The organism is Asticcacaulis currens (assembly GCF_028550395.1).
Taxonomy (GTDB): Bacteria; Pseudomonadota; Alphaproteobacteria; order Caulobacterales; family Caulobacteraceae; genus Asticcacaulis; species Asticcacaulis currens.
The window spans coordinates 64,267-87,257 of record NZ_JAQQKW010000006.1 but is presented as its reverse complement, the minus strand read 5'-3'; the positions used below and the strand labels follow the sequence as shown (position 1 = coordinate 87,257).

At 62.0% G+C, this 22,991-nt stretch carries 19 protein-coding genes and 1 tRNA gene; 7 read left to right on the top strand and 13 right to left on the bottom strand.

Going from position 1 to position 22,991, the window contains the following annotated elements:
* Nucleotides 1-17 precede the first annotated feature (17 nt).
* Nucleotides 18-959 (bottom strand): cytochrome c oxidase subunit II, encoded by a 942-nt coding sequence (gene coxB, locus PQU94_RS11465; protein ID WP_272741750.1) that lies wholly within the window; start codon nucleotides 957-959, stop codon nucleotides 18-20.
* Nucleotides 960-1,393: 434 nt separating this feature from the next.
* On the opposite strand from coxB, the gene tldD reads away from it, so the two are divergent.
* On the top strand, nucleotides 1,394-2,833 hold the full coding sequence (tldD, locus tag PQU94_RS11460) for a metalloprotease TldD (RefSeq protein WP_272741603.1): 1,440 nt from the start codon (nucleotides 1,394-1,396) through the stop codon (nucleotides 2,831-2,833).
* Between the two features lie 148 nt (nucleotides 2,834-2,981).
* The gene (locus PQU94_RS11455; RefSeq protein ID WP_272741602.1) at nucleotides 2,982-4,958 is read left to right on the top strand and encodes a TonB-dependent receptor plug domain-containing protein; all 1,977 of its coding nucleotides are present in this window, start codon (nucleotides 2,982-2,984) and stop codon (nucleotides 4,956-4,958) included.
* Nucleotides 4,959-5,072: 114 nt separating this feature from the next.
* On the opposite strand, the gene PQU94_RS11450 is transcribed toward PQU94_RS11455, so the two are convergent.
* The 3 genes from PQU94_RS11450 to PQU94_RS11440 all read right to left on the bottom strand — a co-directional run bounded on the left by PQU94_RS11450 (nucleotide 5,073) and on the right by PQU94_RS11440 (nucleotide 9,295).
* Nucleotides 5,073-6,956, bottom strand: a complete 1,884-nt coding sequence (locus PQU94_RS11450) for a peptide MFS transporter (RefSeq protein WP_272741601.1) — start codon at nucleotides 6,954-6,956, stop codon at nucleotides 5,073-5,075.
* 140 nt (nucleotides 6,957-7,096) lie between these two features.
* Nucleotides 7,097-8,470: a glutamate--cysteine ligase gene (locus PQU94_RS11445; protein ID WP_272741600.1), complete on the bottom strand. Its 1,374-nt coding sequence runs from the start codon at nucleotides 8,468-8,470 to the stop codon at nucleotides 7,097-7,099.
* A gap of 78 nt (nucleotides 8,471-8,548) precedes the next feature.
* Nucleotides 8,549-9,295: a 16S rRNA (uracil(1498)-N(3))-methyltransferase gene (locus PQU94_RS11440; RefSeq protein WP_272741599.1), complete on the bottom strand. Its 747-nt coding sequence runs from the start codon at nucleotides 9,293-9,295 to the stop codon at nucleotides 8,549-8,551.
* Between the two features lie 82 nt (nucleotides 9,296-9,377).
* Between PQU94_RS11440 and PQU94_RS11435 the strand changes: the two genes are divergently transcribed.
* The gene (locus PQU94_RS11435) at nucleotides 9,378-10,400 is read left to right on the top strand and encodes a calcium/sodium antiporter (RefSeq protein WP_272741598.1); all 1,023 of its coding nucleotides are present in this window, start codon (nucleotides 9,378-9,380) and stop codon (nucleotides 10,398-10,400) included.
* Here PQU94_RS11435 and PQU94_RS11430 read toward each other — a convergent pair.
* From PQU94_RS11430 to PQU94_RS11410, 5 genes are all read right to left on the bottom strand, one after another.
* Nucleotides 10,371-11,315: an alpha/beta hydrolase gene (locus PQU94_RS11430; RefSeq protein ID WP_272741597.1), complete on the bottom strand. Its 945-nt coding sequence runs from the start codon at nucleotides 11,313-11,315 to the stop codon at nucleotides 10,371-10,373. The genes PQU94_RS11435 and PQU94_RS11430 overlap by 30 nt on opposite strands.
* A 73-nt stretch (nucleotides 11,316-11,388) precedes the next feature.
* Entirely contained in the window at nucleotides 11,389-13,317 is a 1,929-nt protein-coding gene (locus PQU94_RS11425; protein ID WP_272741596.1) for a M61 family metallopeptidase, read from the bottom strand.
* 96 nt (nucleotides 13,318-13,413) lie between these two features.
* On the bottom strand, nucleotides 13,414-13,821 hold the full coding sequence (locus tag PQU94_RS11420; protein WP_272741595.1) for an OsmC family protein: 408 nt from the start codon (nucleotides 13,819-13,821) through the stop codon (nucleotides 13,414-13,416).
* A gap of 8 nt (nucleotides 13,822-13,829) precedes the next feature.
* Entirely contained in the window at nucleotides 13,830-14,702 is an 873-nt protein-coding gene (locus PQU94_RS11415; RefSeq protein ID WP_272741594.1) for a pirin family protein, read from the bottom strand.
* A 104-nt stretch (nucleotides 14,703-14,806) separates the two neighbouring features.
* Nucleotides 14,807-14,882, bottom strand: a tRNA-Ile gene (locus PQU94_RS11410).
* Nucleotides 14,883-15,162: 280 nt separating this feature from the next.
* Here PQU94_RS11410 and PQU94_RS11405 point away from each other — a divergent pair.
* The 4 genes from PQU94_RS11405 (at nucleotide 15,163) to PQU94_RS11390 (ending at nucleotide 18,206) form a co-directional block, all read left to right on the top strand.
* Entirely contained in the window at nucleotides 15,163-15,906 is a 744-nt protein-coding gene (locus PQU94_RS11405; RefSeq protein ID WP_272741593.1) for an SIMPL domain-containing protein, read from the top strand.
* 76 nt (nucleotides 15,907-15,982) lie between these two features.
* Entirely contained in the window at nucleotides 15,983-16,495 is a 513-nt protein-coding gene (locus PQU94_RS11400; RefSeq protein ID WP_272741592.1) for a DUF805 domain-containing protein, read from the top strand.
* Between the two features lie 36 nt (nucleotides 16,496-16,531).
* A complete protein-coding gene (locus tag PQU94_RS11395) occupies nucleotides 16,532-17,167 on the top strand; it encodes a TIGR02466 family protein (protein ID WP_272741591.1) in 636 nt (211 codons plus the stop codon).
* A 1-nt stretch (nucleotide 17,168) separates the two neighbouring features.
* Nucleotides 17,169-18,206 carry an oxidoreductase gene (locus PQU94_RS11390; RefSeq protein ID WP_368407077.1) on the top strand — a complete coding sequence of 346 codons (1,038 nt, stop codon included), beginning with the start codon at nucleotides 17,169-17,171 and terminating at the stop codon, nucleotides 18,204-18,206.
* Between the two features lie 215 nt (nucleotides 18,207-18,421).
* Here PQU94_RS11390 and PQU94_RS11385 read toward each other — a convergent pair whose 3' ends face one another.
* From PQU94_RS11385 to PQU94_RS11370, 4 genes are all read right to left on the bottom strand, one after another.
* Nucleotides 18,422-20,764 carry a TonB-dependent receptor gene (locus PQU94_RS11385; protein WP_272741590.1) on the bottom strand — a complete coding sequence of 781 codons (2,343 nt, stop codon included), beginning with the start codon at nucleotides 20,762-20,764 and terminating at the stop codon, nucleotides 18,422-18,424.
* A 152-nt stretch (nucleotides 20,765-20,916) separates the two neighbouring features.
* Nucleotides 20,917-21,534: a DUF1134 domain-containing protein gene (locus PQU94_RS11380; protein WP_272741589.1), complete on the bottom strand. Its 618-nt coding sequence runs from the start codon at nucleotides 21,532-21,534 to the stop codon at nucleotides 20,917-20,919.
* 145 nt (nucleotides 21,535-21,679) lie between these two features.
* Nucleotides 21,680-22,336 carry a hypothetical protein gene (locus PQU94_RS11375; protein ID WP_272741588.1) on the bottom strand — a complete coding sequence of 219 codons (657 nt, stop codon included), beginning with the start codon at nucleotides 22,334-22,336 and terminating at the stop codon, nucleotides 21,680-21,682.
* 261 nt (nucleotides 22,337-22,597) lie between these two features.
* Nucleotides 22,598-22,948, bottom strand: coding sequence for an MmcQ/YjbR family DNA-binding protein (locus PQU94_RS11370; RefSeq protein WP_272741587.1), 351 nt, complete (start codon nucleotides 22,946-22,948; stop codon nucleotides 22,598-22,600).
* Between the last annotated feature and the right edge of the window lie 43 nt (nucleotides 22,949-22,991).

Genomic DNA, 22,991 nt, shown 5'->3' with positions numbered 1-22,991 from the left:
CGTCTCTCTTACCTGAATTATTGAACGGCGGGAGCCGCGGCCGAGGCCGCTGCGTCCGCTTCTGCCGGGGCCGCAGCCGAAGCCGCTGCCGATGCGTCTGCCGAAGCGACCGCGTTCACCGCCGTTTGCTGGGCCGCCGCCGCTGCCGCCGCTTCTTCGGCGGCGATCATGGCCTTGGTCTTACCGCCTGCCTTGATGATGTAGGCGTCAAACTCCTTTTCGGTGACCACGCGGATAGCGATGGGCATGTAGGCGTGATCGACGCCGCACAGTTCGGAGCACTGACCGTAATAGATGCCGGTCTTTTCGGCCCTGAACCAGGTCGAGTTCAGACGGCCGGGAATGGCGTCGGTCTTCAGACCGAAGGCCGGCATGGCGAAGGAGTGGATGACGTCATAGCCGGTGACCTGCACCTGAACGACCTTGTTGACCGGCACGATCAGTTCGTTATCGACACCCAGCAGGAAGGGCACCTTGGCGGCGTGCGCAGTCTTCAGTTCGCGCGCTTCGGGCAGCAGGCGCGATTCTACGCCTTCGACCCCCAGCTCCGGATAATCGTAAGCCCAGTACCACTGATAGCCCGTAGCCTTCACCACGACATCCGGGGTCGGCATGTCGTTATATTTACGCAGTAGCGAGAAGGAAAAGAAGGCGATGAAGACAAGGATCAGGACCGGGATAACCGTCCACAGAATCTCGATGGCCGTATTGTGCGAGAAGCTGGCCGGCTTCGGATTGGCGCGCTTGTTGTAGCGCAGCACGATCCAGATCAGCAGCGCCAGCACGAACAGCACGATGACCGTGATGATCGGCAGCAAGATGATGTCGTGAAACCAGATAGCGTCGTGTTTCAGCGGGGCGGCGCCCGGCTGAAGACCGAGCGACTTGTCCGTCGGTTGCCCCAGTTTTTCCTGAGCCCAGACGGCTCCGGCCCCCAATGCTCCTGCAAGGGCAGTCATCACGGCGGCGGTCCCTGCCATCAGCCTTCGGATGCGCATTCCTTCAATCCCTAACTGTGGGTGCCCGGCGCGCCTGCCTTCTCGTGAGCAGGAGTTTCCGCGCAGTCCCGTTTAATCCTCGGTCTTCGGGCGCGACAATGGGTCCCAATGGGACACATGGTCTCACCCCGTTCTTCCCCATTAATGCCATATTTGCAAAATGCAAAGGCCTAAAAGCAAGGCGGCGGCGCTGTCATTGAAGACAGTTGCGATCTGGTACGGCTCAGGGCGGTATATGGCTTTTGCACAGCCCCCGCCTGCGCGCTTTTGTCGCGCCCCTGACCGGTCACCCCGTGCGTCGCCTGAGGGTTACCCCATCTCCGAGCGCGAATCTCTGGTCAAGCGTCGCGCGGCGTCCTACATAGGGCGCTAGAGTTACACGCCGGTACCCGCTTATGTCCTCCGCTTCCCTCGCCGCCGCCCTGCCTGACTCCCTGCGCGATCTCGACCTCGGCGCCTGTCAGACCCTTCTCGAAAACGCCCTCGCGGGGGCCGACGACGGGGAAATCTATTTTGAGACGCGCGAAAGCGAATCACTGGTCTTCGATGACGGTCGGCTGAAACACGCCACCTACGGCGCGGATCAGGGGTTTGGCCTGCGTGTGGTGGCCGGCGAGACGGTCGGCTTCGCCAATGCCGCGGAATTGTCGGTTGAGGCGGTGCGCCGCGCCGCCGATGCGGCGGTACTGGCCAAACAGGGACAGGCGGTCCGCCTGAACCTCTCGACGGCACCGGCCCGCTCGAACAACCGCTATTATGGCGAGCACGATCCCATCGGCGCCATGCCGTTTGGCGACAAGGTTGCGCTGCTGGAGGCTATTAACGCCTATGCGCGCAGCCTCCATTCGGGCGTCGTGCAGGTTTCGGCTTCGGTCGCCGCCGATCAGCGGCACATCACCATACTGCGGGCGGGCGGCGAGGTCTTCCACGACTATCGCCCCCTTGTCCGCCTCTCGGTGGGGGTGTCGGTCGAAAAGAACGGCCACCGCGAAAGCGCCTCGGCGGGCGGCGGCGGACGTATCGCGCTCGATCTCCTCAGTGATCCCCAATACTGGCAGGCGCAGGTCGATGAGGCCCTGCGGCAGGCCCTGATCAGCCTTGAGGCCAAACCGGCTCCGACGGGAGAGATGGATATTGTGCTTGGACCCGGCTGGCCCGGCGTGCTCCTGCACGAGGCGGTGGGCCACGGCCTTGAGGGCGATTTCAACCGCAAGGGCACCTCGGCCTTTTCGGGCAAGATGGGACAGCAGGTCGCCGCCAGGGGCGTTACCGTGGTTGATGACGGCACGATTGCCGATGCGCGTGGCTCGCTCAATATGGACGACGAAGGGACGCCGACCCACGCCACGACCCTGATCGAAGACGGCATTCTGGTTGGCTATATGCACGACCGGCTGTCGGCGCGTCAGATGGGCGTGGCGCCGACCGGCAACGGCCGGCGTCAGTCCTATGCCCATCCCCCCCTGCCCCGCATGACCAATACCTTCATGAAGGGTGGTCAGGACAAGCTGTCCGACATGATCGCTTCGACCAGACGCGGCCTCTATGCCGTCAATTTCGGCGGCGGTCAGGTCGATATCACCAATGGCAAGTTCGTCTTTCAATGCACCGAGGCCTATCTGATCGAAGACGGCAAGGTGACGGCCCCGGTCAAGGGCGCATCGCTGATCGGTGACGGCCCGGCGGTGATGCGTCAGGTCGAGATGATCGGCGACGACTTTAAGTTCGATCCCGGTGTCGGCACCTGCGGCAAGGCGGGTCAGAGCCTGCCCGTCGGGATAGGCCAGCCCAGCCTGAAGATCGGCGGCCTGACGGTGGGCGGGACCTCCGCATAACCGAAGTTTACAAGCTTTTGTTAAGGCTGATCTATTCGTCTTTTTCGCACCCGCGAACTTGTCATTTCGCCCGTATGGCGTCATATTGCCTCACGAAGGTGGCGGTGTGGTGCCGTTCAGTTGTTCCAGACAGAGGTGATCGGGCGTTATGCGGCTTGTGTGGCTGACATCGGTGTGTGCACTTGCCCTCCTGCCCGTACAGGCCCTGGCGGGGGGTGAAACCATTGCCGCCGCCGCCCGGTATACGGCTTCGGACTTTGTGGGCAAGCCGGTGCAATCGGCTGCCGACGCCCTGAAATACATCCCCAACTTCATCGTCACGGGTTCGGGCGGCTCGTCCAACGTACTGATAGACGGTCAGCGCCCGTCTGACACCAATGACGCCCTCGCCCGTCTGCCGTTCAATCAGATCGAACGTATCGAGCGCATTGCCGCGGGCAGCGCCAATTATGACATGCAGGGCCACAGCGAGCTGATCAACATCGTGCGCAAGTCGATGTCGAAGCCCGTCGTGACGCTTCAGTCTTCAGCCAACATCTATCCGGACGGCAAGATCAAGCCGCAGGTCGGCTTCACGTGGCAGAAGAACCAGAACGGCCGCAATCTGGAGGCCGGGGTCAATCTGTATCAGAACCACGACGAAGGCACCGGCCACGGCGACAAGTACACCACCTATGCCGACGGCACGACCCGGCATCAGGCGCTCGATTCCAAAGGTCAGAGCGAAGGCGCAGAGGTGCGCGGCGGTTGGGCCGGCCCGGCCAGCGGCGGGCGGCTCGACGTCAACGGCACGGTCCGTTACAACCGGTCGGGCTTTGATGCCGTCTATGAGAACGGCGTCACCGAATACGAGCAGCGCAAGAACGAAAACCTGACGCAGGAAGTGTCCGGACGCTACGAAAAAAGTGTCAGCAAGACATTCAAGCTGAATCTCAACCTGTGGGGCAAGCGCAACGTCAGCGACAGCCGCACCGACCATCAGAAGCCCGATCAGTTTTCCACCTATACCGAGGACAAGGAAACCAGCGAAGGCTCGCTGGCGGCGCAGGCGACCTGGCACTATTCCAAGGCCCTGATGCTTCAGGCCGGGGGGGAGCGCCGCTTCAACACTTTCGACGCACAGGGCCTGTCGATCGGCTCCTGGCTGAGCGATGACGAGCGGCCCGACCCCAGCCGCACGCGCGGCGAGGAACAACGCGGCTCGCTCTATATTTCCAGCAACTGGCGGCCCAGTGACACCCTGACCATCGACAGCGGGCTGGCGGTCGAGAGCATGACCTTCCGCCATCGCGGCGTCTATGCGGCCGAGCGGAGCTACGAATACCCCAAGCCGCGCCTCAGCCTGCAATGGAAGCCCGATCAGGGGCTTCAGGTGCGCCTCAGCCGCGCCCGCGAAGTCGGCTATATGGGCTACTGGGACTTTGTGTCGATTGCCAACTGGCAGTATGAGCGCCCGGATCAGTTGCTCTACCCGCTCAACCTCGTCCCCTATCGCCAGTGGTCGAACGAGTTCAGCGTCGATTATCGCTTCTGGGAAAAGGGGCAACTGGCGCTCAGCTACGAACTGAACGACATCGACGATGCGGTCGAGCGCGTCCCTCTTTACACCCAAAATGGCGGGATCGAGGATATTGTCGGCAATGTCGGCGACGGGGCCAATCAGCAGATTTCGACGCGCCTCAGCGTGCCGGTGGATAATTATCTCGAAAACGGCATGATCCGGCTGAACGCCACCTGGTACGATTCCGAAATCACCGACCCGGTGACGGGCCGCAAGCGGCGCATCTCCGGTCAGACGCCGCGCTCCCTGTCCCTGAGCTTCAATCAGGACCGTCCGGGCGTGTCCTGGGGCTGGTCGGTGGATAGCGGCTGGGACAATACCAGCTGGCGCGCCAAGGAGGTCAGCCACTCCGAAGGTTCGCCCTGGGTCAGCCTCTATGCCGAGTTCAAGCCCTCGCCCAAGCTGTCGGTACGCACGGAATTGCAGAATCTTGGCGCACGCACCACGCGCTATGACGTAACGCGCTATGAGGGCCTGCGGTCGGGCAATGTGTTGTCCTATGAGGAATCGACACAGCGCAACTCGGAACCCAAGCTCTATCTGCGCATCCGGAACGAGCTTTAAGCCCTTCACATTCAAAAGAAAAACCCCGGCGGTAGAGCACTGCCGGGGTTTTTCGTGTCAGCCAGTTGGAGCGGCCAAAAGGAGCGAGATGATGTCACCCCGCTCCTGCTTGACTTAGTGGCCCGCCTTCGGTGCTTCGTCCACCGTATCCGACGCCCCGTGCGCCCAGCCCTTCAGCACGAAGGACAGGGCGAACAGAATACCGCCAAGGATGATACCCGCCCAGCCGATGGTGTTGAAGGTCTTGAGCGACGCCTGAAGCGCGGCGTTGGGATCGAGAACCTGCCCGCCGACCGTCTCGGTCGAGGCATAGGTGGCGACGAAGGCGGCCAGATACTGCGCGCCCGACGTACCAAGGAACCAGATGGCCATCATGGTCGAAACCAGCACGGTCGGCGACAGCTTGGTCTGTTGCGACAGACCGACGGGCGACACGGCCAGCTCCCCCCAGGTGTGGAACATATAGGTCAGGAACAGACAGAACAGCGGCACGCGGAAGTCCGCCCCTGCCAGAGGCATCGACCACACCAGCACGAAGAAGCCCAGACCCGCCATGACCAGACCGAAGGCGAACTTCTTGACCGGATCCGGGTCCTTGCCGCGCTTGGCGAGGAAGGTGAAGATGCCGGCGAAGATCGGCGCGAAGACCAGAATGAAGAAGGGGTTGAAGCTCTGGGTATTCGACGCATTGAAGCCCATGTCGATCCAGAAGGCCCCTTCGGGCACACCGCCCATGGCCTTCACCTGACCCGGCGTGGCCAGCAGCAGCGTCCCCAGGCGGATAGGTTCGGCGATCAGGTCCAGCGCGGTGTTGCGCTCGGCAAACAGGCTGAGCGACGAACCGGCCTGCTCAAACAGGGTCCAGAAGACGACCGACGACAGGGTCAGGACCATGGCCAGCCCCAGACGGAAGTTCTCGACCCGGCTGAACTTGGTGGCCATCTGGGTAAAGACATAGCCGAGGATCAGCACCGTCGCCACGCCCAGCGCGTAACCGACAATGTCGTTGCGCTGAATGACGAAATAGATCAGCGGTACGGCGGCAAAGCCCAGCAGATAGACCAGATTTTCCTTCGAGATAACGCCCGCCACCTTCTGTTTCAGCGCGGCGGGGTTCGGGGCTTCGCCCTTGCCTTCCAGCAGTGTCTTGCCGAAGATGAAGCACAAAAGGCCGATCAGCATACCGACCCCGGCCAGACCGAAACCGGCCCACCAACCGACGCGCTCGCCCAGATAGCCGCACAGGATGGCGGCCCAGAACGAGCCCATATTGATGCCGAAATAGTAGAGCTGGAAGCCCGAATCCCGGCGCGGGTCCTTCTCCCGGTAGAGTTGTCCGACGAGGGAGGAGATGTTCGGCTTGAGGAAGCCGACGCCCATGGCGATCAGGGCAATCGACAGGAAGAAGGCGTGTTCGGCCCACGGCGTCTCGGTGGCCTTGCTCTTGGTGAAGCTGCCCTTTTCGAGGATTTCTGGCAGGGGCGCACCCGCAGGCAGGCCCTTGATCTGATAGCCGCCATCGGGGGTGGCACCGACCTCATAGCTGGCATTCCCCACCTGCAGACGCGGCGCGTCGCCGGAATTGGTGGTGCGCACCTCAAAGCCATAGGTCTTGCCCTGATAATGCAGGAATTCCTGTGTCGGCTTACCCTCAAAGGCCATGCCGAAGTGGCCAAGCACCAGCAAGATACCCCCGAAGACGATCGCCTTGCGTGTACCGATCAGCCGGTCCGCGACCAGACCGCCGATCAGCGGCAGCAGATAGACCAGAGTCGTGTAGGAACCGTACTGCGCACTGGCCTTGTCGTCCGGGAACAGGAAGTGGCGCGTCAGATAATAGATAAGCAGCGCCCGCATCCCGTAATAGGAAAAGCGCTCCCACATCTCCGCGAAGAAACAGACGATCAGGCCACGCGGATGGTGGCGCATCTGCACGATGACCGGAATGGCCGTCAGCAGGGTGACCAGAATCCCTGCGGCAATAACGATATTGATCATGTCAACTTGCCCCGTAAGGCCTGCGCCGGGGCACCATTCGGGCCGCAATCGGACAGCAGACAGCTAATTTGCGGCGATAGGAGCAGCAAATGCACCGGTTGGCAAGCGCACTTCCGTTTCAGGGGAAACGGTATACGGTTTTAATAGGCTTCTTCTGTGTACAATTTACGAAGGTCGCCCGCCCACGGCCCCTGATATTTTTCAATCAGACGCTCGGCCGGGGTGACGCCGCTTTCCGCGATTTCAAACAGTTCGCTGAGATAGCCGGTTTCATCAACCAGCCCGCCGGACAGGCGCTGACGGCGCTTAAGCCCCTCGCGCGCAATGGTCAGGGTGTCGAGCGCCCAGTCCTTCACCGGACGCCCGGCGATCTCACCCTTCAGGCCGGTTTTGGCCGCCATGCCGCGCAGGGTGTCGTGGTCTTCGATGCGCCAGCCCTTGACCAGATCCCAGGCGGCTTCCAGCGCCGTCTGATCATAGAGGAGCCCCGCCCACAGGGCCGGCAGGGCGCAGATGCGCGACCACGGGCCACCATCGGCCCCACGCATTTCGAGGTACTTTTTGAGGCGCACTTCGGGGAACAGGGTCGTCAGGTGATCGGCCCAGTCGTCCATCGTCGGGCGCTCCCCCGGCAGGGCGGGCAGCTTGCCGTCCATAAAGTCACGGAAGGACTGACCAGAGGCGTCGATATAGCCGCCATTGGGCGCGCCCTTGCGCTTGACGAAATACATAGGGACATCAAGGGCGTATTGGGCATAGCTTTCATAGCCGAAGCCGTCTTCGAAGACGAAACCCAGCATCCCCGTGCGGTCGGCATCGGTATCGGTCCACACATTGGCGCGCGCCGACAAAAAGCCGTTGAGCTTGCCTTCCGTGAAGGGCGAATTAGCAAACAGCGCTGTGGCGATGGGTTGCAGGGCCAGAGAGGTGCGGAATTTCAGCACCATGTCGTCTTCGGAGGAAAAATCGAGATTGGCCTGAATGGTCGAGGTGCGCAGCATCATGTCGAGGCCAAGCGTGCCGACCTTTGGCATGTAGGCGCGCATGATATTGTAGCGGCCCTTGGGCATGACCGGCGTTTCGGCCCGCGTCCACAGAGGCGAGAAACCGACGCCCAGGAAGCCCAGCCCCAGTTCGGAGGCCACGGCCTTGACCTCCTCAAGGTGCTGACCCGTTTCGCTGCAAATCTCGTGGATGGTCGAAAGCGGCGCGCCCGACAACTCAAACTGACCGCCGGGTTCCAGCGACACCGACGCGCCGTCGCGTTCCAGCGCGATCAGGTGTTCGTCTTCATAGACGCCGCTCCAGCCAAAGCGCATCAGCCCTTTCAGCAGGGCTTCGATGCCGTCCGGTCCCGCATATTCGGGACGCCGCAGATCACTGAGGTGGAAAACAAACTTCTCGTGCTCAGCCCCGATGCGCCAGCGCTCAGACGGCTTTTCACCCGACGCAAAATAGTCGGTAAGCTGCGAAAACGATTGAATGGGTTCCGAAATCTTGACCACGCGCCCCATCCCTAAAGTAACAGGCTCAATTGCAATTCACGGGTATATGGGCGTAAGGGCCCAGCGGCACAAGCGAATAAGTCTAAACTATTTCCAGTCACCCTTTGCGGCCTGATACAGGGTCAGCGCGGAAAGGGCCGCCGTGTCGGCGCGCAGGATGCGCGGCCCCAGATTGACGGCCATGGCGTTCGGCAGGGCACTCAGGGTCTGACGCTCGACCGCGTCGAACCCGCCTTCCGGTCCGATCAGGATGGACACCGCCCCTTCGCCCAGCCCGCTCAGTGCTTCCAGCATGGGCGGGATGGTGCGTTCCCCCGTTTCGTGGGTGGAATCCTCGTCGCCATAGATCAGGGTTTCCGCTGCGGTTTTCAGATAGACCTCCAGTTTGACGGGGGCCAGAACCTGCGGCACGTCGAGGCGCTCGGTCTGCTCCGCCGCCTCCTGCGCGATCAATTGCAGACGCGCGACATTGGTGTGGTCGGCATTGGTGCGGCGCGTGATCAACAGTTGAATTTCGCCCGCGCCGAGCTCGGTCGCTTTCTCGATGATGGCTTCCAAGCGCGCACGTTTTACCAGCGCGATCAATAGCTTCGGGGCATTGCCTGCGGCCGGTTGCGCGCGCGTCTGCGCCACCAGCTCGACATGGACGTGCTTCTTGCTAACGCTGTGCAAACGGCCACGCCATTCGCCATCGCGGCCATTAAAGACGCTGACCTCATCGCCCTCCCCCAGCCGCATCACGGCGGCGACATAGCGCGCCTGATCGGGATTGAGCGGGAAGATCAGCCCGTCGGCAAAGGGCGGCGTGGTTTCGGCGATAAACAGTCGGATCATGAGGCTGTCATACTGCCTCACGCCCCGGACGCCAAGCGACGAATAACCTTGTCCTTAAGGACGCGTCAGGGCAGGATGGTTAATGACCGGGGGTGCGGACATGGATGCCATCATCAATTTTATCGCCGCCTATATCGACGCCGCCTGGCTCGATTACGTACTGATCATCGGCGGACTGGGCCTCCTGTTTGTCGGGGGCGAGAGCCTGATCCGGGGGGCGGTGGCCCTTGCGCTGAACCTGCGACTGTCACGTCTGGTGATCGGCCTCACCGTGGTCGGCATGGGCACGTCGGCCCCGGAACTGATGGTGTCGGTGCAGTCGGCGCTCAAAGGGTCACCCGACATAGCCGTCGGCAATGTCGTCGGCTCCAATATCGCCAATATCTTGCTGATCATGGGCGTTGGCGCCCTGCTGTCGCCAATGGTGGCGACGGGTCTGAGCCTGAAGCGGGACGCCCTGATCATGTGCGCCGTCACGGCGGGCCTTTTGTGGCTGGGTTTGCAGGGCGTGGTGACACGGGATCACGGATGGATCATGCTGGGCATATTCGCCGTCTATCTGATGGGTGTCTATGTCTGGGAAAAGGTCCTGACAGGTAAGGATACGGCTCCGGCCGGGGAACCCGATAGTGAACGTCAGGGGTCACCCCTTGTGGCCCTGATCTGGGTAGCGGTGGGCTTGCTAATGCTGGTCAGCGGGGCCGACGCGCTGGTGCGCGGGGCCGAAAACGTCGCCCGTGGTTTTGGTATTTCGGAGGCCGTGATCGGCCTGACTCTGGTGGCGGTCGGCACGTCCCTGCCCGAACTGACCGTGACGATTATCGCCGCCTTCCGCCGTCAGGGCGAGGTCAGCCTCGGCAATCTGATCGGCAGCAACATCTTCAATATACTGGGCATTTTAGGGGTGACGGCCTGCATTGCCCCCTTGCGCATAGCGCCTCAGATGGCACAGATAGACATGCCGGTCGCCTTGGGCGTCGCCGCTCTGACCCTGCTGATCATCCTGTTCGATCAAAAGGTCGGGCGGCTGAGCGGCCTTCTGTTCCTCGGCCTCTATGCCGCCTATATGGCGTGGCTATTTGTGGGCCCCCAGAGCCTGCCCTAAACGCGCCGCGATAAAGGCGTCGATGGCGTCGGTATAGGGACCGGGCACGCCGACCATCTTGTTGATTTCGCCGTGGCTCTTGTCTTCCTTCTGCACCGGGGCAGGCTTGCCCAGTTGCCGCAGAGCCCGGCTGAAGGTGTCGGCCTGATCGCAGGGCCGGTCCTTGCGCTGGGTCGAACAGACCATCATCATGGGTACAGCCTGCGGCGTCAGACGCTCCAGCGGCGAGGCCTGCGCCCAACGCTTCGGATCGCTGCCAAAGGCGTTGGTATAGAGCGGCAGCACGCGCTTTTGCGTCATCGTGGCCCGCAGGTCGAGCGTCGCCGAGTCCAGCACCACCGTCCCGGCCCACAGTCGCCCGCCCTTTGCCGTCACCACCGACGGGTCGGCTGAGGTCAGGGCCACCAGTTGCGCCCCGGCGCTGTGCCCCATCAGGATCAGGCGCGAGACATCCCCGCCCCAGTTGGCAGCGTTTTTCTGAACATAGGCCAATGCTGCCGCCACGTCCTCGGCCTGCGCATAGGCATCCGCCTGCGGCAACAGGCGGTAGTTGATGCTGACGACGATATAGCCCTGGGGCAGCCAGTGCTTGACCTTGTTTTCGACCACGCCGCTATTGGCCTTGTCGCCGGTCCGCCAGCCGCCGCCATGCACCATGACAATCATCGGCGCATTGCGGGCATTGACCGGACTGTAAACATCCATCGCCTGTAAGGGGTCAGCCCCATAACTGACGGTCTGTGGGGTGGTGCCGGGCAGGACGACCGTATAGGCGCGCGGGCCCTCTTCCGGCGTCTCACCATCCTGAAGCCGCTCCACGTAGCGCGCTTTTAAACGCTCACGCAGCGGCCCCTGCGCTGAGGCAGGGACGGACGCGGCCATCAGAAGACACAGCAGGACGGGCGTCAGGCGCATAGGAAATCTCCGCAAGGTACAGTCTGTGATACGCACCACGGTTTTTTCACCCTGCGTCGACGCCCGCCGAACCTTATTTTTTCTCGGCCAGAATATCGTCGAGATAGGCCTTCTTGCCGTCGATGCGCTCAAGGCGCGGATAGCGCAGACCGCCCTTATAGTCGATTGTCACCGTCTTATAGGTCTTGCCCCGCTTGATCAGCAGTTCGACCGGCTTGCCGTCCGGCTTCGCCGCGTCGGCAATAGCGGCCTTAAGACCGTCGCCCTCATAGGCGGTGCCGTTGACCGCGACCACGCTCATCCCCTGCCCCAGTCCGGCCTTGAAGGCCGGGCTGTCCCAGAAGACGCTGCTGATGTCACCCGTGGCGGTCAGGGACAGGCCCAGCGAATAGCTGAGGTCCACGCCCTTGCCCTTCTTTTCGCGCGCCTTGAACCAGTCGGTCGGCGTGTCGCTATAGGTCAGCTTGTACCCCCCGCGCTCCAGCCCGTCGAGGAAGGTGCCCTTTGAGGTCTCATTCACGCGCGTCTTGAGGAAGGTGTCCCAGTCATAGGCGTAAACGCTGTTGAGCGCCGCCACCACGTCCTTGAACTCATAGGTTTCCGGCGTCCACGAGCCGTCCTTGATGCCGAAGAACAGGCCGGCGAAATCGTCCAGCGACTTCTTGTTATTGGTCTTTTCGCGGATCAGCGTATCGGCGTCGAGCCAGATCAGAAGACCGACATTGTAATAGTCTTCGTTGCGCTGCTGGCTCAGCCAGTTCTTGGGCTGACGCGCCGACAGGATCGGATCATTTGTGGTGTCGAGCACCGGACGCCATTGCGAACCGGAGAAGTTGTCATACTGCGCGGCGATCAGCGCGATGGCCTGTTTGGCCTGCTCCGGCGTGTAGAGACCCGAGCGCGCCGACAGGACATAGCCCCAGAACTGCGTCTGCCCCTCATAGACCCACAGCAGGCTGTTGCGCATGGGGGTGTGGAAGTCGGGATTATAAAGGTCGGCACCGCGTCGGAACTTGCCGTCCCAGGAATGGGTATATTCGTGCGCCAGCAGGTCGCGCCCGACATAGTTGGTCTTCCACTCGGTGAAATAGGTGGAGTCGTGGCCATTTTCGGACGAGCGGTGATGCTCAAGCCCGATATCGCCCAGCTCTTCCGACAGGTGGACGAGGAAGTCGTAATGGTCGTAGTGCTGCGATTTGAAGACCTTGACCGCCTGCGCCACCATCTTCCTGTGAATGGCAATCTGCTCATCGGTGGCGGCCAGATCGCCCGGCTTGTCGGCAAAGACGTGCATACGTACCGGCACCTTGGGATCGGCGCTGAGGTCGAAGGTTTTGCTGAACTTACCCGCAAACATCGGCGAGTCGATAAAGTGCTCATAAGGCAGCGGCTTGAAGGTCACGGTGCCGTCGGCATTCTTCGACGCCACATCGAGCGCCGCCGCATAGTCCCAGCCTTCGGGCAGTTTCAGCGTCAGCTCGACCGGCACGCGCTTCACCGCATAGCCTGCCGGATACATGGACAGGTTTTCCCATTGCAGGTTGGCCATGACGTCGGTGACCACCACGCGGCCGGCCGCCGTGGTCATGGGGGTCAGGAAGTCGAACTCGGCCACCACTTCCTTGGCACCGGCGGGCACGTCGATATGAAAGGCTGTCACTTCAACCGGATCGCGCAGCCAGCTCAGGTTCTGACCGCCCGCCGAAAACCGCACATTGGCGATCTTGTCCGCCTGCGGACGCGGGGCGTGCTTGCCGGGCAGCCAGCGCGGCATGATCAGGGTGAAGGGACCGGACTTGGCCACCGGAATAACCTGACGCACGCGCATGACGCGCTGCTGCGTGTCAGTGGCATCGACATAGACCTTCAGCGTGCCGGGATAATCGACCTGCGCCGACACCGGCAAGGGGGGCGGCAGAGGGGCCGTGACCTGAGCCGACACCGGAACCGAAAACAGGGCCGCCGCCACAACCGCTGCGCTGACCATCATGCCTTTTTTCATTGACGCTATCCTATGACTGTTTGCGGAACATTAGAGAGGCCTGTCCCGCCCTGTAAAGTCATAATTGTTTCAAACGAAAGCGACGGAAACGCTTGATTACGCCGTAAAGGTCTCGATAAACGCCCCACCCGTCAGGGTTTTGTGCACCGGGCATTTGGCAGCAATGTCGTGCAGTCTTTGCCGCTGCTCGTCGCTGAGCTGGTCACCGATAATCGTCACCGACTTGCGGAAGATATCGGCCTTGCCCGATTCGTGACCGGCGACCTTTTCGTGGGTCAGGTCCACGCGAACCTCCTGCAAGGGCCAGCCTTTTTGTTTGGCGTACCAGCGCACGGTCATGGCCGTGCATTCGCCCAGCGCCGCCGTTAGATAGTCATAGGGCGACGGCGCGAGGTTCAGCCCCCCTTGCGATTCAGGTTCGTCGCCGCTCAGGCGATGGCCGCTGACCTCGATAGCCACGCTGAAATCGGAGATATGAGTCTCCTCGACTCGTGCAGAGATCATATCTGACATCATTCGACCGGCAGCGGGATGAATTCGATCTCGTCGCCCGGCACCTTGGGGAAGCGCCCGTCGCGCCAGTCGGCCTTGGCCTGCTCGATGCGTTCCTTGCGCGACGAGACGAAATTCCAGTAGATGTGGCGCTCGGTAAAGGGCTCGCCGCCGATCAGGGCCAGTTGCGCCTCAGCGTCGGTCGTGACGCTGACCGTCGCACCGGCGTTGAGAACGACCATGTGCGAGGCTTCGACCGGCGTGCCATTGACAGCCGCGCGGCCTGACACGACGTAGAGCGCCCGCTCAACCACATGATCCGGCAGGACCAGCGCCTGCCCGGCGCTCAGGCGCGCCTCCAGATACAGCGTCTCGGCATAGGTCTTGACCGGAGACGAGACGCCATAGGCCGACCCCATCATCACGCGCACCGGCACACCTTCGACCGTCAGTGCCGGTATCTCTTCGGCGTCATAGTGGAAGAAGGCGGCGTCGATCTCTTCGTCGGCCTCCGGCAGGGCGTGCCACAGTTGCAGCCCGTGCAGTTGCCGCGTGGTGTCGATCCCTTCAAGCGGCTCGCGTTCGGAATGGACAATGCCCCTGCCCGCCACCATCAGATTGATGGCCCCCGGTGTGATGACCTGATCCGAGCCCAGCGAGTCGCGGTGGTGGATATGACCGTCAAACAGATAGGTGACGGTGGCCAGGTTGATATGTGGGTGCGGCCGGACATTGGTGCCCTTGCCCGGCTCAAACACCGCCGGCCCCATATGATCGAAAAATATCCACGGCCCGACCATGCGGTGTTTGGCGAACGGCAGGATGCGCTTGACGGTAAAGCCGCCCAGATCCTTTTCGCGCGGCGGGATAAGAAGTGCGATGGCGTCGGTCATGAAGGCCCCCGATGGCTGATTTGCCGCAAGGCTTACGCTCTTTCCCCGCACGGGTCATGCGAAAATTTTACGGCGGGCCGGGCTCTGTCAGGCGGGATGAGGATTGGTAGGCGCGGAGGGACTCGAACCCCCAACCAGACCGTTATGAGCGGTCGGCTCTAACCATTGAGCTACACGCCCGCACCAAAGGCAGGGGATGCGTGCCTAACACGCTCACGCCCCGATTTAAAGCCCTGTATCGGCATTTTCAACACCCCAGACACGGCGGTGAGGAAGCTGACGCGAAATCGTCAGGCGGGTTCATGCGTCGTTCACACGCGCACATGGATTATTGACACACAGGCGGGGCATCTTCCGCCCTGTGGCGGTCAAGCCAGGGTCATAAAGAGGCCACGGAGGACCGCCAGACCCGTTTACCAGCGCTTGCGCGCCTAAGAGACAGAAACGAAGAGAGACACTTATGAAACGGATGTTCGCGGTTTCCGCCGCTGCCCTCGCCCTGATGACCGCCGCCGCACCGGTGATGGCCCAAACCCCGGAAGCGCCGATGGCGGAGCGCATGGCGCATCACCCTATGGGCACCCTGCTCACCCTGTCGGAAACGGCCGAGGTGCGCTCGACGCCGGACGTCGCCTTCATCACCTTTGGCGTCGTCACCGAGGCCAAAACCGCCGAAGAGGCCATGAAGCTCAACGCCCAGAAGATGAACAGCGTCTTCGCCGCCGTAAAGGCGCAGGGCATTGCCGACAAGAATGTGCAGACGACCGGCCTCAGCCTCAACGCCGTCTATGATTACCCGCAAAATGGCGGTACGCCGACCTTGCGCGGCTATCAGGCCAGCAACCGCATCAGTGTGCGCGTCGAAGAGGTCAAGAAGCTGGGCGGGGCCATCGACGCGGTGGTCAAGGCCGGTATCAACCAGATCGACGGCATCTCCTTCGGCCTCAAAGACCCGTCGGCCGCCGAGGACAAGGCGCGCATCGAAGCGACCAAGACCCTGATGGCGCGCGCCGAGCTTTATGCCAAATCGCTGGGCAAGACGGTGAAGCGTATCAAGTCGCTGAACGAAAATGCCGCCATGTCCGCGCCGCCGCCCATGCCGATGGTTCGCGCCATGGCCATGAAGGCCGAGTCCGATACCGCCATCGCCGGCGGCGAGGTTTCGACCGCGATGACGCTCAATGCCGAGTTCGAGTTGGAATAGGCCTTACCCTGAACGCATGACAACGCCCCCCGGTGAGTGATAGGTTACCTGTCACAACCACCGGGGGGAGTTTTGTATGTGGCGTTTTCTGTTGTCCACCAAAGGGCGTACCGCGCGCCTGCCCTATGCGTTGTTTATGGTATCGACATCGCTGGGTTTGTTTGCGGCCTATGCTTTTCTGTTACCGGGAATAATGAATACCGGCATTTCTATCGCCAGCCCGGTTCTCAGCGTCTTCGGGCTGCTGGCCTTTGTGTTGATATGGCCCAGCTACGCACTGGCGGTACGCAGGCTGAAAGACTTGAATGGGCCGATCTGGCCCGCCCTGTTCTTTTTGTTGCCGTTCCTCACTTCGCTTCTTTTTATAGTGTCGCCATGGATAGTGCCCGTTTTTCCGGAAAACAGTACAGGCATTAACCCGGAATACGAAGCTCTCACACGGACGCTGCGCCAGGTCTCGGAGGCTGTAGGCTGGCTAAACAGGGCACTGACCCTGATCCTCTGCTTCATCCCCGGCACTAAGGGAGCCAACCGTTATGGCCCGCCGCCGGGACAAAAGGCCGCGCCCGACCTCAGCGTCTTCGAATAGGCTTGCCGCGCGCGCCCCTTTGGGCGAAAAGGCAGCATGACCCAGCCTTACGCCTCCACCGTCACGCCTTTGTTCACCACCGAAATCTACCGCGCCGACCTGTCGGACATGCCGGATTTCGCGGCCTATCTGGAGGAGATCGACGACACCTGCCGCGCCTTCGCCGATGAGGACGAGGCCGGGCAAAACTGGTCGCAGCAAAAGGGTTATCTCGGCTACACCTCCTATGGGTCGCTGAACAACCTGCCCCTTCTGGCCAGCGCCTTTGAAGACCTCAAGGCGCATACCGACGCCCACGCCGCGCGCTTTGTCGAGATTCTGGAATACGACCTGCCCGCCGGGGCGCTAAAGCTCGACAATATGTGGATCAATATTCTGGAGCCCATGGGGCACCATTCGAACCACATCCACCCGCACAGCCTGATTTCAGGCACTTTTTATGTCAGCGTGCCCGATGGGGCCAGCGCGCTCAAATTCGAAGACCCGCGCCTGACCAGCTTTATGAATTCGCCGCCGCGCAAGGAAGGGGCCAAGCGCGAGCATCAACCCTTCGTCTATGAGGCGCCAAAGCCCGGCACGATCCTGATGTGGGAAAGCTGGCTGCGTCACGAAGTGCCGATCAACCTTTCTGAAGATATCCGTATAAGCATCAGTTTTAACTACAGTTGGTGAGATGATGAGCGCTCCGGTACAGACGGCATTGGTGGGCTATGGTTATGCCGGAAAGACCTTCCATGCGCCGCTGATCCGGACCGCGGCGGGCCTTGCGCTGACCACCGTCGTGTCGTCGCGCCCCGCTGAGGTGCAGGCCGATCTGCCGGGTGTGACGGTCTGTGATTTCGAGGCCGCTCTGGCCGACCCGGCGATCGAGCTGATGGTCGTGGCCACGCCCAATGATCTGCACGCCCCGCAAGCCATCGCCGCGCTCAAAGCGGGCAAGCACGTCGTCATCGACAAACCCTTCGCCCTCACCACCGCAGAGGCCGAAACCGTGCTGGCGGCAGCGAGTGCGGCAAACCGGCTGGCGACCGTCTTTCATAACCGCCGCTGGGACGGCGATTTTCTGACGGTGAAGCACCTGATCGAAACGGGGGCCCTGGGCGAGATCAGTCTGTTTATCTCGCGCTTTGACCGCTTTCGCCCGGCCTTGCGCCACCGCTGGCGGGAGCAGGCCTTACCGGGGTCAGGCCTGTGGTACGATCTGGGGGCGCATCTGGTCGATCAGGCCCTGTGCCTGTTTGGCGCGCCCGATGCCATTGCGCTCGATCTGGCGCAGCAGCGCGACGGCTCTGTGGTCGATGACTATTTCCACGCCACCCTGTTCTACGGTGCGCGCCGCGTGCGCTTGCAGGCCAGCGCGCTGACGCCCGCGCCGGGACCACGCTTTGAAATTCATGGTCGGCTGGGCAGCTACATCAAATACGGCCTCGACACGCAGGAAGAGGCGCTGAAGGCCGGGCAGCCGGTTGGCGGCAAGGGCTGGGGCATGGACCGCGACGGCGTACTGACGCCGGTATCGGGTGCCGCTCCCCTACCCCCGGTGGCGCAGGCGACTTTACCGGGACGCTATCCGGCCTTTTACGAGGGGATGGCGCAGGCCATTCGCGGCACCGGCCCCCTGCCCGTCCCCGCCGCACAGGCGCTCGACGTCATGCGCCTGCTCGATCTGGGCCGCCAGGGCGCTGAGTTGGGCCAGACTCTTTCCCTATAAAAAAACCGCTCCGGTGAGGTCACCGGAGCGGCAGTGTGTATCCGGGCCGCAGCAGAGGCCAGGAGGTCTTCCAAATTTAGAGCGGAATGATTTCTACTGGAATCATTCCGCTCAAGCCGCCATTGAGGCGGCGGCCAAGGTGGCATAAGCCACCGCCCGGCGAGGGGCTAAACAAACATCTAGATCATTATATTTCTACCAGAAATCATAATGATCTAGAAACGCTTACGGACCGTGACGAAGGCCTGACGCGGGGCGCCCGGCAGCAGGGTCATGGTCGTGCCGGCGGTGTCGCGGTTGACGAAGCCACCCGAACCCACGGTCGAGATATAGTTTTCGTCGGTCAGGTTGGTGACGTTCAGTTGCACGTCGATATTGGCCGGGAAGCGATAGCCCAGCGTGGCATCGACCGTGGTGAAGCCTTCGACCTTACCGCCGATGTTTTCGTAGGTGTAGTAACGGTCGCCCGTGTACTTGGCACCGGCCGTGGCGAACAGGGTACCGTTGTCGTAGCTCAGGTCGGCGCTCAGCATGTGCTTCGGCGTATTGACGACGGACTTGTCCTTGGTCTGATAGGTTACGCCATTGCTGGTGTAGTTATCGGCGTACTTGGAGTCGTTGTAGCTATAGGACGACGACAGACGCAGGCTGTCGGTGAAGCGCCATGTGCCGCCCAGTTCGACGCCGTTTGTCTTCACCGAACCGACGTTCGACAGGACCGAGGCGTTGCCGAGGATCGAAGCGCCCTGCTGGATGGCCAGCAGACGATCCGAGAAATCGACGTGATAGACCGCCGCGACGCCGCGGAAGTTGCTGAGGTTGAGGCGCAGACCGCCTTCAAACGTCTTCGAGCTTTCCGGCTTCAGGTTCTGGCTGACATAGTTGACGATGGTCTGCGACTGCGAGCCGAAGGGGCCAGAGGTCGCCGCCGACACGTAGGCAGCCATGTTTTCCGAGTAGGAGCCGAACAGTTCGACTTCCGGCAGGGCCTTGAAGACGATACCGGCCTGCGGCAGGAAGCTGTCGTCAGACTTGATCTTGCCCGACAGGGCGCTGCCCGTGACGGTCGAGACCGAGTTTTCCACCTTCATTGCCTTGAAGCCATAATTCAGCTTCAGACGCTCGCTGAGGGTCCACACGTCCTGCACATAGCCGACCGTGGTCTTGGTGTTGAACTTGTATTCCCACGAGGTCTTGAAGGGGTTCGACTGGAAGCCCAGCGAGTCACGCGACGGGGCGTTCAGGGTTTCGCCATAGAAGCGGCGGGCCTGATTGAAGTCGTTGTCTTCGACCCACAGACCGGCGGTCACCTGGTGCGCGCCGAGATCAAAGTTCACCGCGCCAAAGGCACCGGTACGGTCGATGTCGTATTCCGTGGTGCGGATCGACAGTGGCGCATTATTGGTGGTTGCACCGGCCGTGCCAAAGTTCGGCGAAACGGTGTAGGGGGTGACCCACAGACCCTGACCCTTGTTGGTGTGGTTATAGATGGTGCCCGACACCTTGATCATGTCGTTGATCGGGGTCTCGTAGCTGAGCGCCATCAGGTCGTCATCGCGCACGCCCGCGCCGTAATAGTAGGCGTCGTCCGGATTGGCGACACCATAGGCGGCGTAGGGGTTGACGCCCTTGCCGGTCCAGTAGCCCGAGCTGGGGTCAAGCTGACCGGAGACGTAGAGGGCCGGATTGTTGAGGGTGGTGGCGACGCCGATAGCGGCGGCATAGTTCGGCTGGAAGTTATCCCAGTCGCGGCCCAGACGTCCGATCATTTCGAACGACATGTCCTGATAGTCCTGCTCGCGGCGTTCGGAGTGGTTGATGAAGCCGGTCAGTTCACCTTCGCCCAGCGGCAGCACGGCCTTGGCGCTGATCTGCTGCTGCTTTTGCTCGCCGCCGCCCTTCCACTTGTCAGACTTCTGATCGGCGACCGAAACGAAGGCGCGCAAGCCACCGAGGCTTTCGAGCGTGCCGGTTTCGAAGCGGCCATAGAGGCGATGCATCGAGTCCGAACCGATCGTGCCGGCCAGTTCACCGCCCATGTCCTGCGCCGGGTTGCGCGAGAAGAATTGCAGCGTGCCGCCGAGGTTGGAGGTCGAGGCGGTCGAAAGCGCACCGGCACCCTGCATCAGGTCCACGCGGCCGACGTCTTCGGAGATGATGGCGCGCGAAATGTGCAGGCCGTTGTGGTTGCCATAGGACATGTCGCCCAGCGGCACCCCGTCCAGCGTAAAGCCGAGCTGGTTCTGGTTGAAGCCGCGCAGGGTGATGCGGGTGGACCATTCATAGGCCCCGAAGGCGTCGGCCGACTGGAAGGACACGCCCGGCAGCTTGTCGATGGCCTTCAGCGGCGAGGTACCGGCGGCTTCGAGCGACAGTTCGCTGCCCTTCAGCGTCTGAAGCTGACGGCTCTGGCCCTGACCATAGACGATGACTTCGGTGATCTCTTCGGCCGGAGCCGCGGCGGTGGCGGCCTCCGCCTTGGGCGCTTCCGCCGCCATAACCGGCGCGGCAGCAAACAGAAGAGCCAGGGCAGTCCCGGCTTGCAGATAGGTTTTCATACTCAAATCCCCGATGGGCGTCCACACGACGCCACTGGGGAAACGCTGCTACTCGGGCTTCATGACACCCGCTTAACCAAACGGCGACATGGCCGTGTCAGCCATATCGCCGTTTTGTGACGGGGATTTTCCGCAACAGTGGGACAGGCGGCCTAAGCCGGGAACCACTTGCGCGACTTGGAATAGGCCAGATAGCCGATATTGGCCCCCAGACGGAAACCAACGCCGGCGCGGATCGGTGCCACTATGGTGTCATCAGACCGCTGATAATTGACCCCCAGCCCGCCGATGAAATAGGCCGAGCCATCGACGCCGGGGAAGCGCTGATAAATTTTCTCGACGTCATAAAGGCCATAGACCAGCGAGAAGACGCGCGACGCGTTGCCGCCGGTATCGAAACCGACCGAGGGACCGCGCCAGAAGATTTTTTCCGGGCTGGGCAAGGCCTTCATATGGACCAGCCCCTTGCCATAGCGCAGGCCGACGGCGATGGCCCCGGACACTTCTTCACCGGCAATATAGGCGGTCGGGCGGTCGCCATAGTCGGAGAAGATTTTTTCGATGGCCCCGCCCAGCGCCTCGACCGTCACGCCAAGGAAGTCGGACCCGGCGCGCAGGATTTCATCGCGCTGATAGCCTTCGGCGGTGCGGCTCTGGGAAGCGGATGAAGACGATGCGGCACCGGTCTGGGCCAGGGCCTGAAGCGGCGAAGCGATCAGCGGGGTGGCGGCCGTAGCGGCGGCTCCCATCAGAAAATGGCGGCGTTCCATGACGCAAGAGACTCCGTCGAAAATAAGCGTAAGGCTTTTATTAACCCTGAAGGGGTGACCAAATCCTTACCGTGGGCTTCAGTCAGGGTTCATGTGTCGCAGTCGGAGGTGTCTGAAATAGGGCTGCCCCCCGCGCCTGTGAGGCTCAGTCGTCCCAGCCCTGACGGCATTTCTTCTTGCCGGAGACCATATCACGCAACCCCGGATAGGCTCCGCGGCCTTCGCGGTACTTCTGCCATTCGCGTTCGCGGGCCGCCAGACAGAGTTGGGTGGGGCGGGTTTCCGGCGGTTTGAGCGGCAGCACCACCTCTTTAGGCGGGCTGACGGGGCAGTCCTTGTCCATCGGACGGCCGTCATTGCGCTGCTGGATGCAGAATTGCCGCTTGTTCAGGGCGCGGGTCGCCGCCGCGCGACCCGCATCAGCCCCTTCGGCATAGGCGCGCGGCGTGACCCCGGTGCCGGTTTCGGAGGCTGCGGGCGGTGCGGACGGCCTTTCCATGACCGATGGCGGGGTCTGGGTTACAGGCGGGCGGGGTAAGGGCTGTGTGGGGGTGGGTAACGAACGGCGCGGCGTGGGTTGGGTCGGCGTCGGGGCGGGGGCGTCCTCGGCTTGCGGTTCAACCCGCGCAATGACCGGCATCGGCCACAGCTCGACTTCTACCGGTGGCAGCTCAGGGGCGGCGGGCGCGGGCGTCAGCCACACCACCAGAAGACCCGCCAGCGCGTGCAGGGCCAAAGCCACCGCTACCGCCCAGCCCCACCGTCCCGCGCGGTCGTGTCCCCTGCCCTGATGATGTCCCATGCCACCACTGATCACGCCCGGATGTCGGCATTACGGCGTCAGTGGGGCGGCAATGCGCACTTTCACGTCAAGGTGTACATCTGACAGCGAAAAAAGGCGTACACTGGGCCCGTTGTGTCGAAAGGAGGTGAGCCAAGATGCGCGCCTTTAAGATCAACCCCGACGACCTGATGGACAAGATATTTCCGATGGTCATTGCCGGGGCTATGCTGGCGGCCTTTGTCGCCGCCCTTATCTCCGCCTTCTGAATGTCTCCGGCTATCAGGCCCGTGGCGAGGCCTCATCCCAGGCTTTCAGCGTGCGTTTCTTCACCTGTGCGCGCCACACCCGGTCGATATTGGCCTTCACCCAGTCCTCATCGACGCGGTCGGGGCGCGCCAGTATAACGGGCCACGGCCGATGATGGTCCGTGGTAAAAAACGTGTCCGGATCGACCTCCAGCAAAAAGTCGCGTTCATCAAAAGGGACCTTGAACACGGGCGCGTCATAGGTCGGATTCCAGAAGACGATCACCTTGCCATTAACCTTGAACGACCACGCGTCCCAGGAAGTGGTTTCTTCGGTGTCCGGATAGGCCAGAATGATCTCTTTCAACCGTTCGAACGTCAGCATATCGCCCCTCCCACCTTCAGGATCACGAAGCTTAACAGGTTTT

Excerpts from the sequence above, each read along its gene's own strand:
- PQU94_RS11390 (WP_368407077.1), top strand. The coding sequence starts at position 17,169 with ATGATGAGCGCTCCGGTACAGACGGCATTGGTGGGCTATGGTTATGCC.
- coxB (WP_272741750.1), bottom strand. The coding sequence starts at position 959 with ATGACTGCCCTTGCAGGAGCATTGGGGGCCGGAGCCGTCTGGGCTCAG.
- PQU94_RS11370 (WP_272741587.1), bottom strand. The coding sequence starts at position 22,948 with ATGCTGACGTTCGAACGGTTGAAAGAGATCATTCTGGCCTATCCGGAC.
- PQU94_RS11425 (WP_272741596.1), bottom strand. The coding sequence starts at position 13,317 with ATGAAAAAAGGCATGATGGTCAGCGCAGCGGTTGTGGCGGCGGCCCTG.
- PQU94_RS11405 (WP_272741593.1), top strand. The coding sequence starts at position 15,163 with ATGAAACGGATGTTCGCGGTTTCCGCCGCTGCCCTCGCCCTGATGACC.
- PQU94_RS11445 (WP_272741600.1), bottom strand. The coding sequence starts at position 8,470 with ATGGGGCGCGTGGTCAAGATTTCGGAACCCATTCAATCGTTTTCGCAG.
- PQU94_RS11375 (WP_272741588.1), bottom strand. The coding sequence starts at position 22,336 with ATGGGACATCATCAGGGCAGGGGACACGACCGCGCGGGACGGTGGGGC.
- PQU94_RS11430 (WP_272741597.1), bottom strand. The coding sequence starts at position 11,315 with ATGCGCCTGACGCCCGTCCTGCTGTGTCTTCTGATGGCCGCGTCCGTC.
- PQU94_RS11380 (WP_272741589.1), bottom strand. The coding sequence starts at position 21,534 with ATGGAACGCCGCCATTTTCTGATGGGAGCCGCCGCTACGGCCGCCACC.
- PQU94_RS11435 (WP_272741598.1), top strand. The coding sequence starts at position 9,378 with ATGACCGGGGGTGCGGACATGGATGCCATCATCAATTTTATCGCCGCC.
- PQU94_RS11395 (WP_272741591.1), top strand. The coding sequence starts at position 16,532 with ATGACCCAGCCTTACGCCTCCACCGTCACGCCTTTGTTCACCACCGAA.
- PQU94_RS11415 (WP_272741594.1), bottom strand. The coding sequence starts at position 14,702 with ATGACCGACGCCATCGCACTTCTTATCCCGCCGCGCGAAAAGGATCTG.
- PQU94_RS11400 (WP_272741592.1), top strand. The coding sequence starts at position 15,983 with ATGTGGCGTTTTCTGTTGTCCACCAAAGGGCGTACCGCGCGCCTGCCC.
- PQU94_RS11420 (WP_272741595.1), bottom strand. The coding sequence starts at position 13,821 with ATGATCTCTGCACGAGTCGAGGAGACTCATATCTCCGATTTCAGCGTG.
- PQU94_RS11440 (WP_272741599.1), bottom strand. The coding sequence starts at position 9,295 with ATGATCCGACTGTTTATCGCCGAAACCACGCCGCCCTTTGCCGACGGG.
- tldD (WP_272741603.1), top strand. The coding sequence starts at position 1,394 with ATGTCCTCCGCTTCCCTCGCCGCCGCCCTGCCTGACTCCCTGCGCGAT.
- PQU94_RS11385 (WP_272741590.1), bottom strand. The coding sequence starts at position 20,764 with ATGAAAACCTATCTGCAAGCCGGGACTGCCCTGGCTCTTCTGTTTGCT.
- PQU94_RS11450 (WP_272741601.1), bottom strand. The coding sequence starts at position 6,956 with ATGATCAATATCGTTATTGCCGCAGGGATTCTGGTCACCCTGCTGACG.
- PQU94_RS11455 (WP_272741602.1), top strand. The coding sequence starts at position 2,982 with ATGCGGCTTGTGTGGCTGACATCGGTGTGTGCACTTGCCCTCCTGCCC.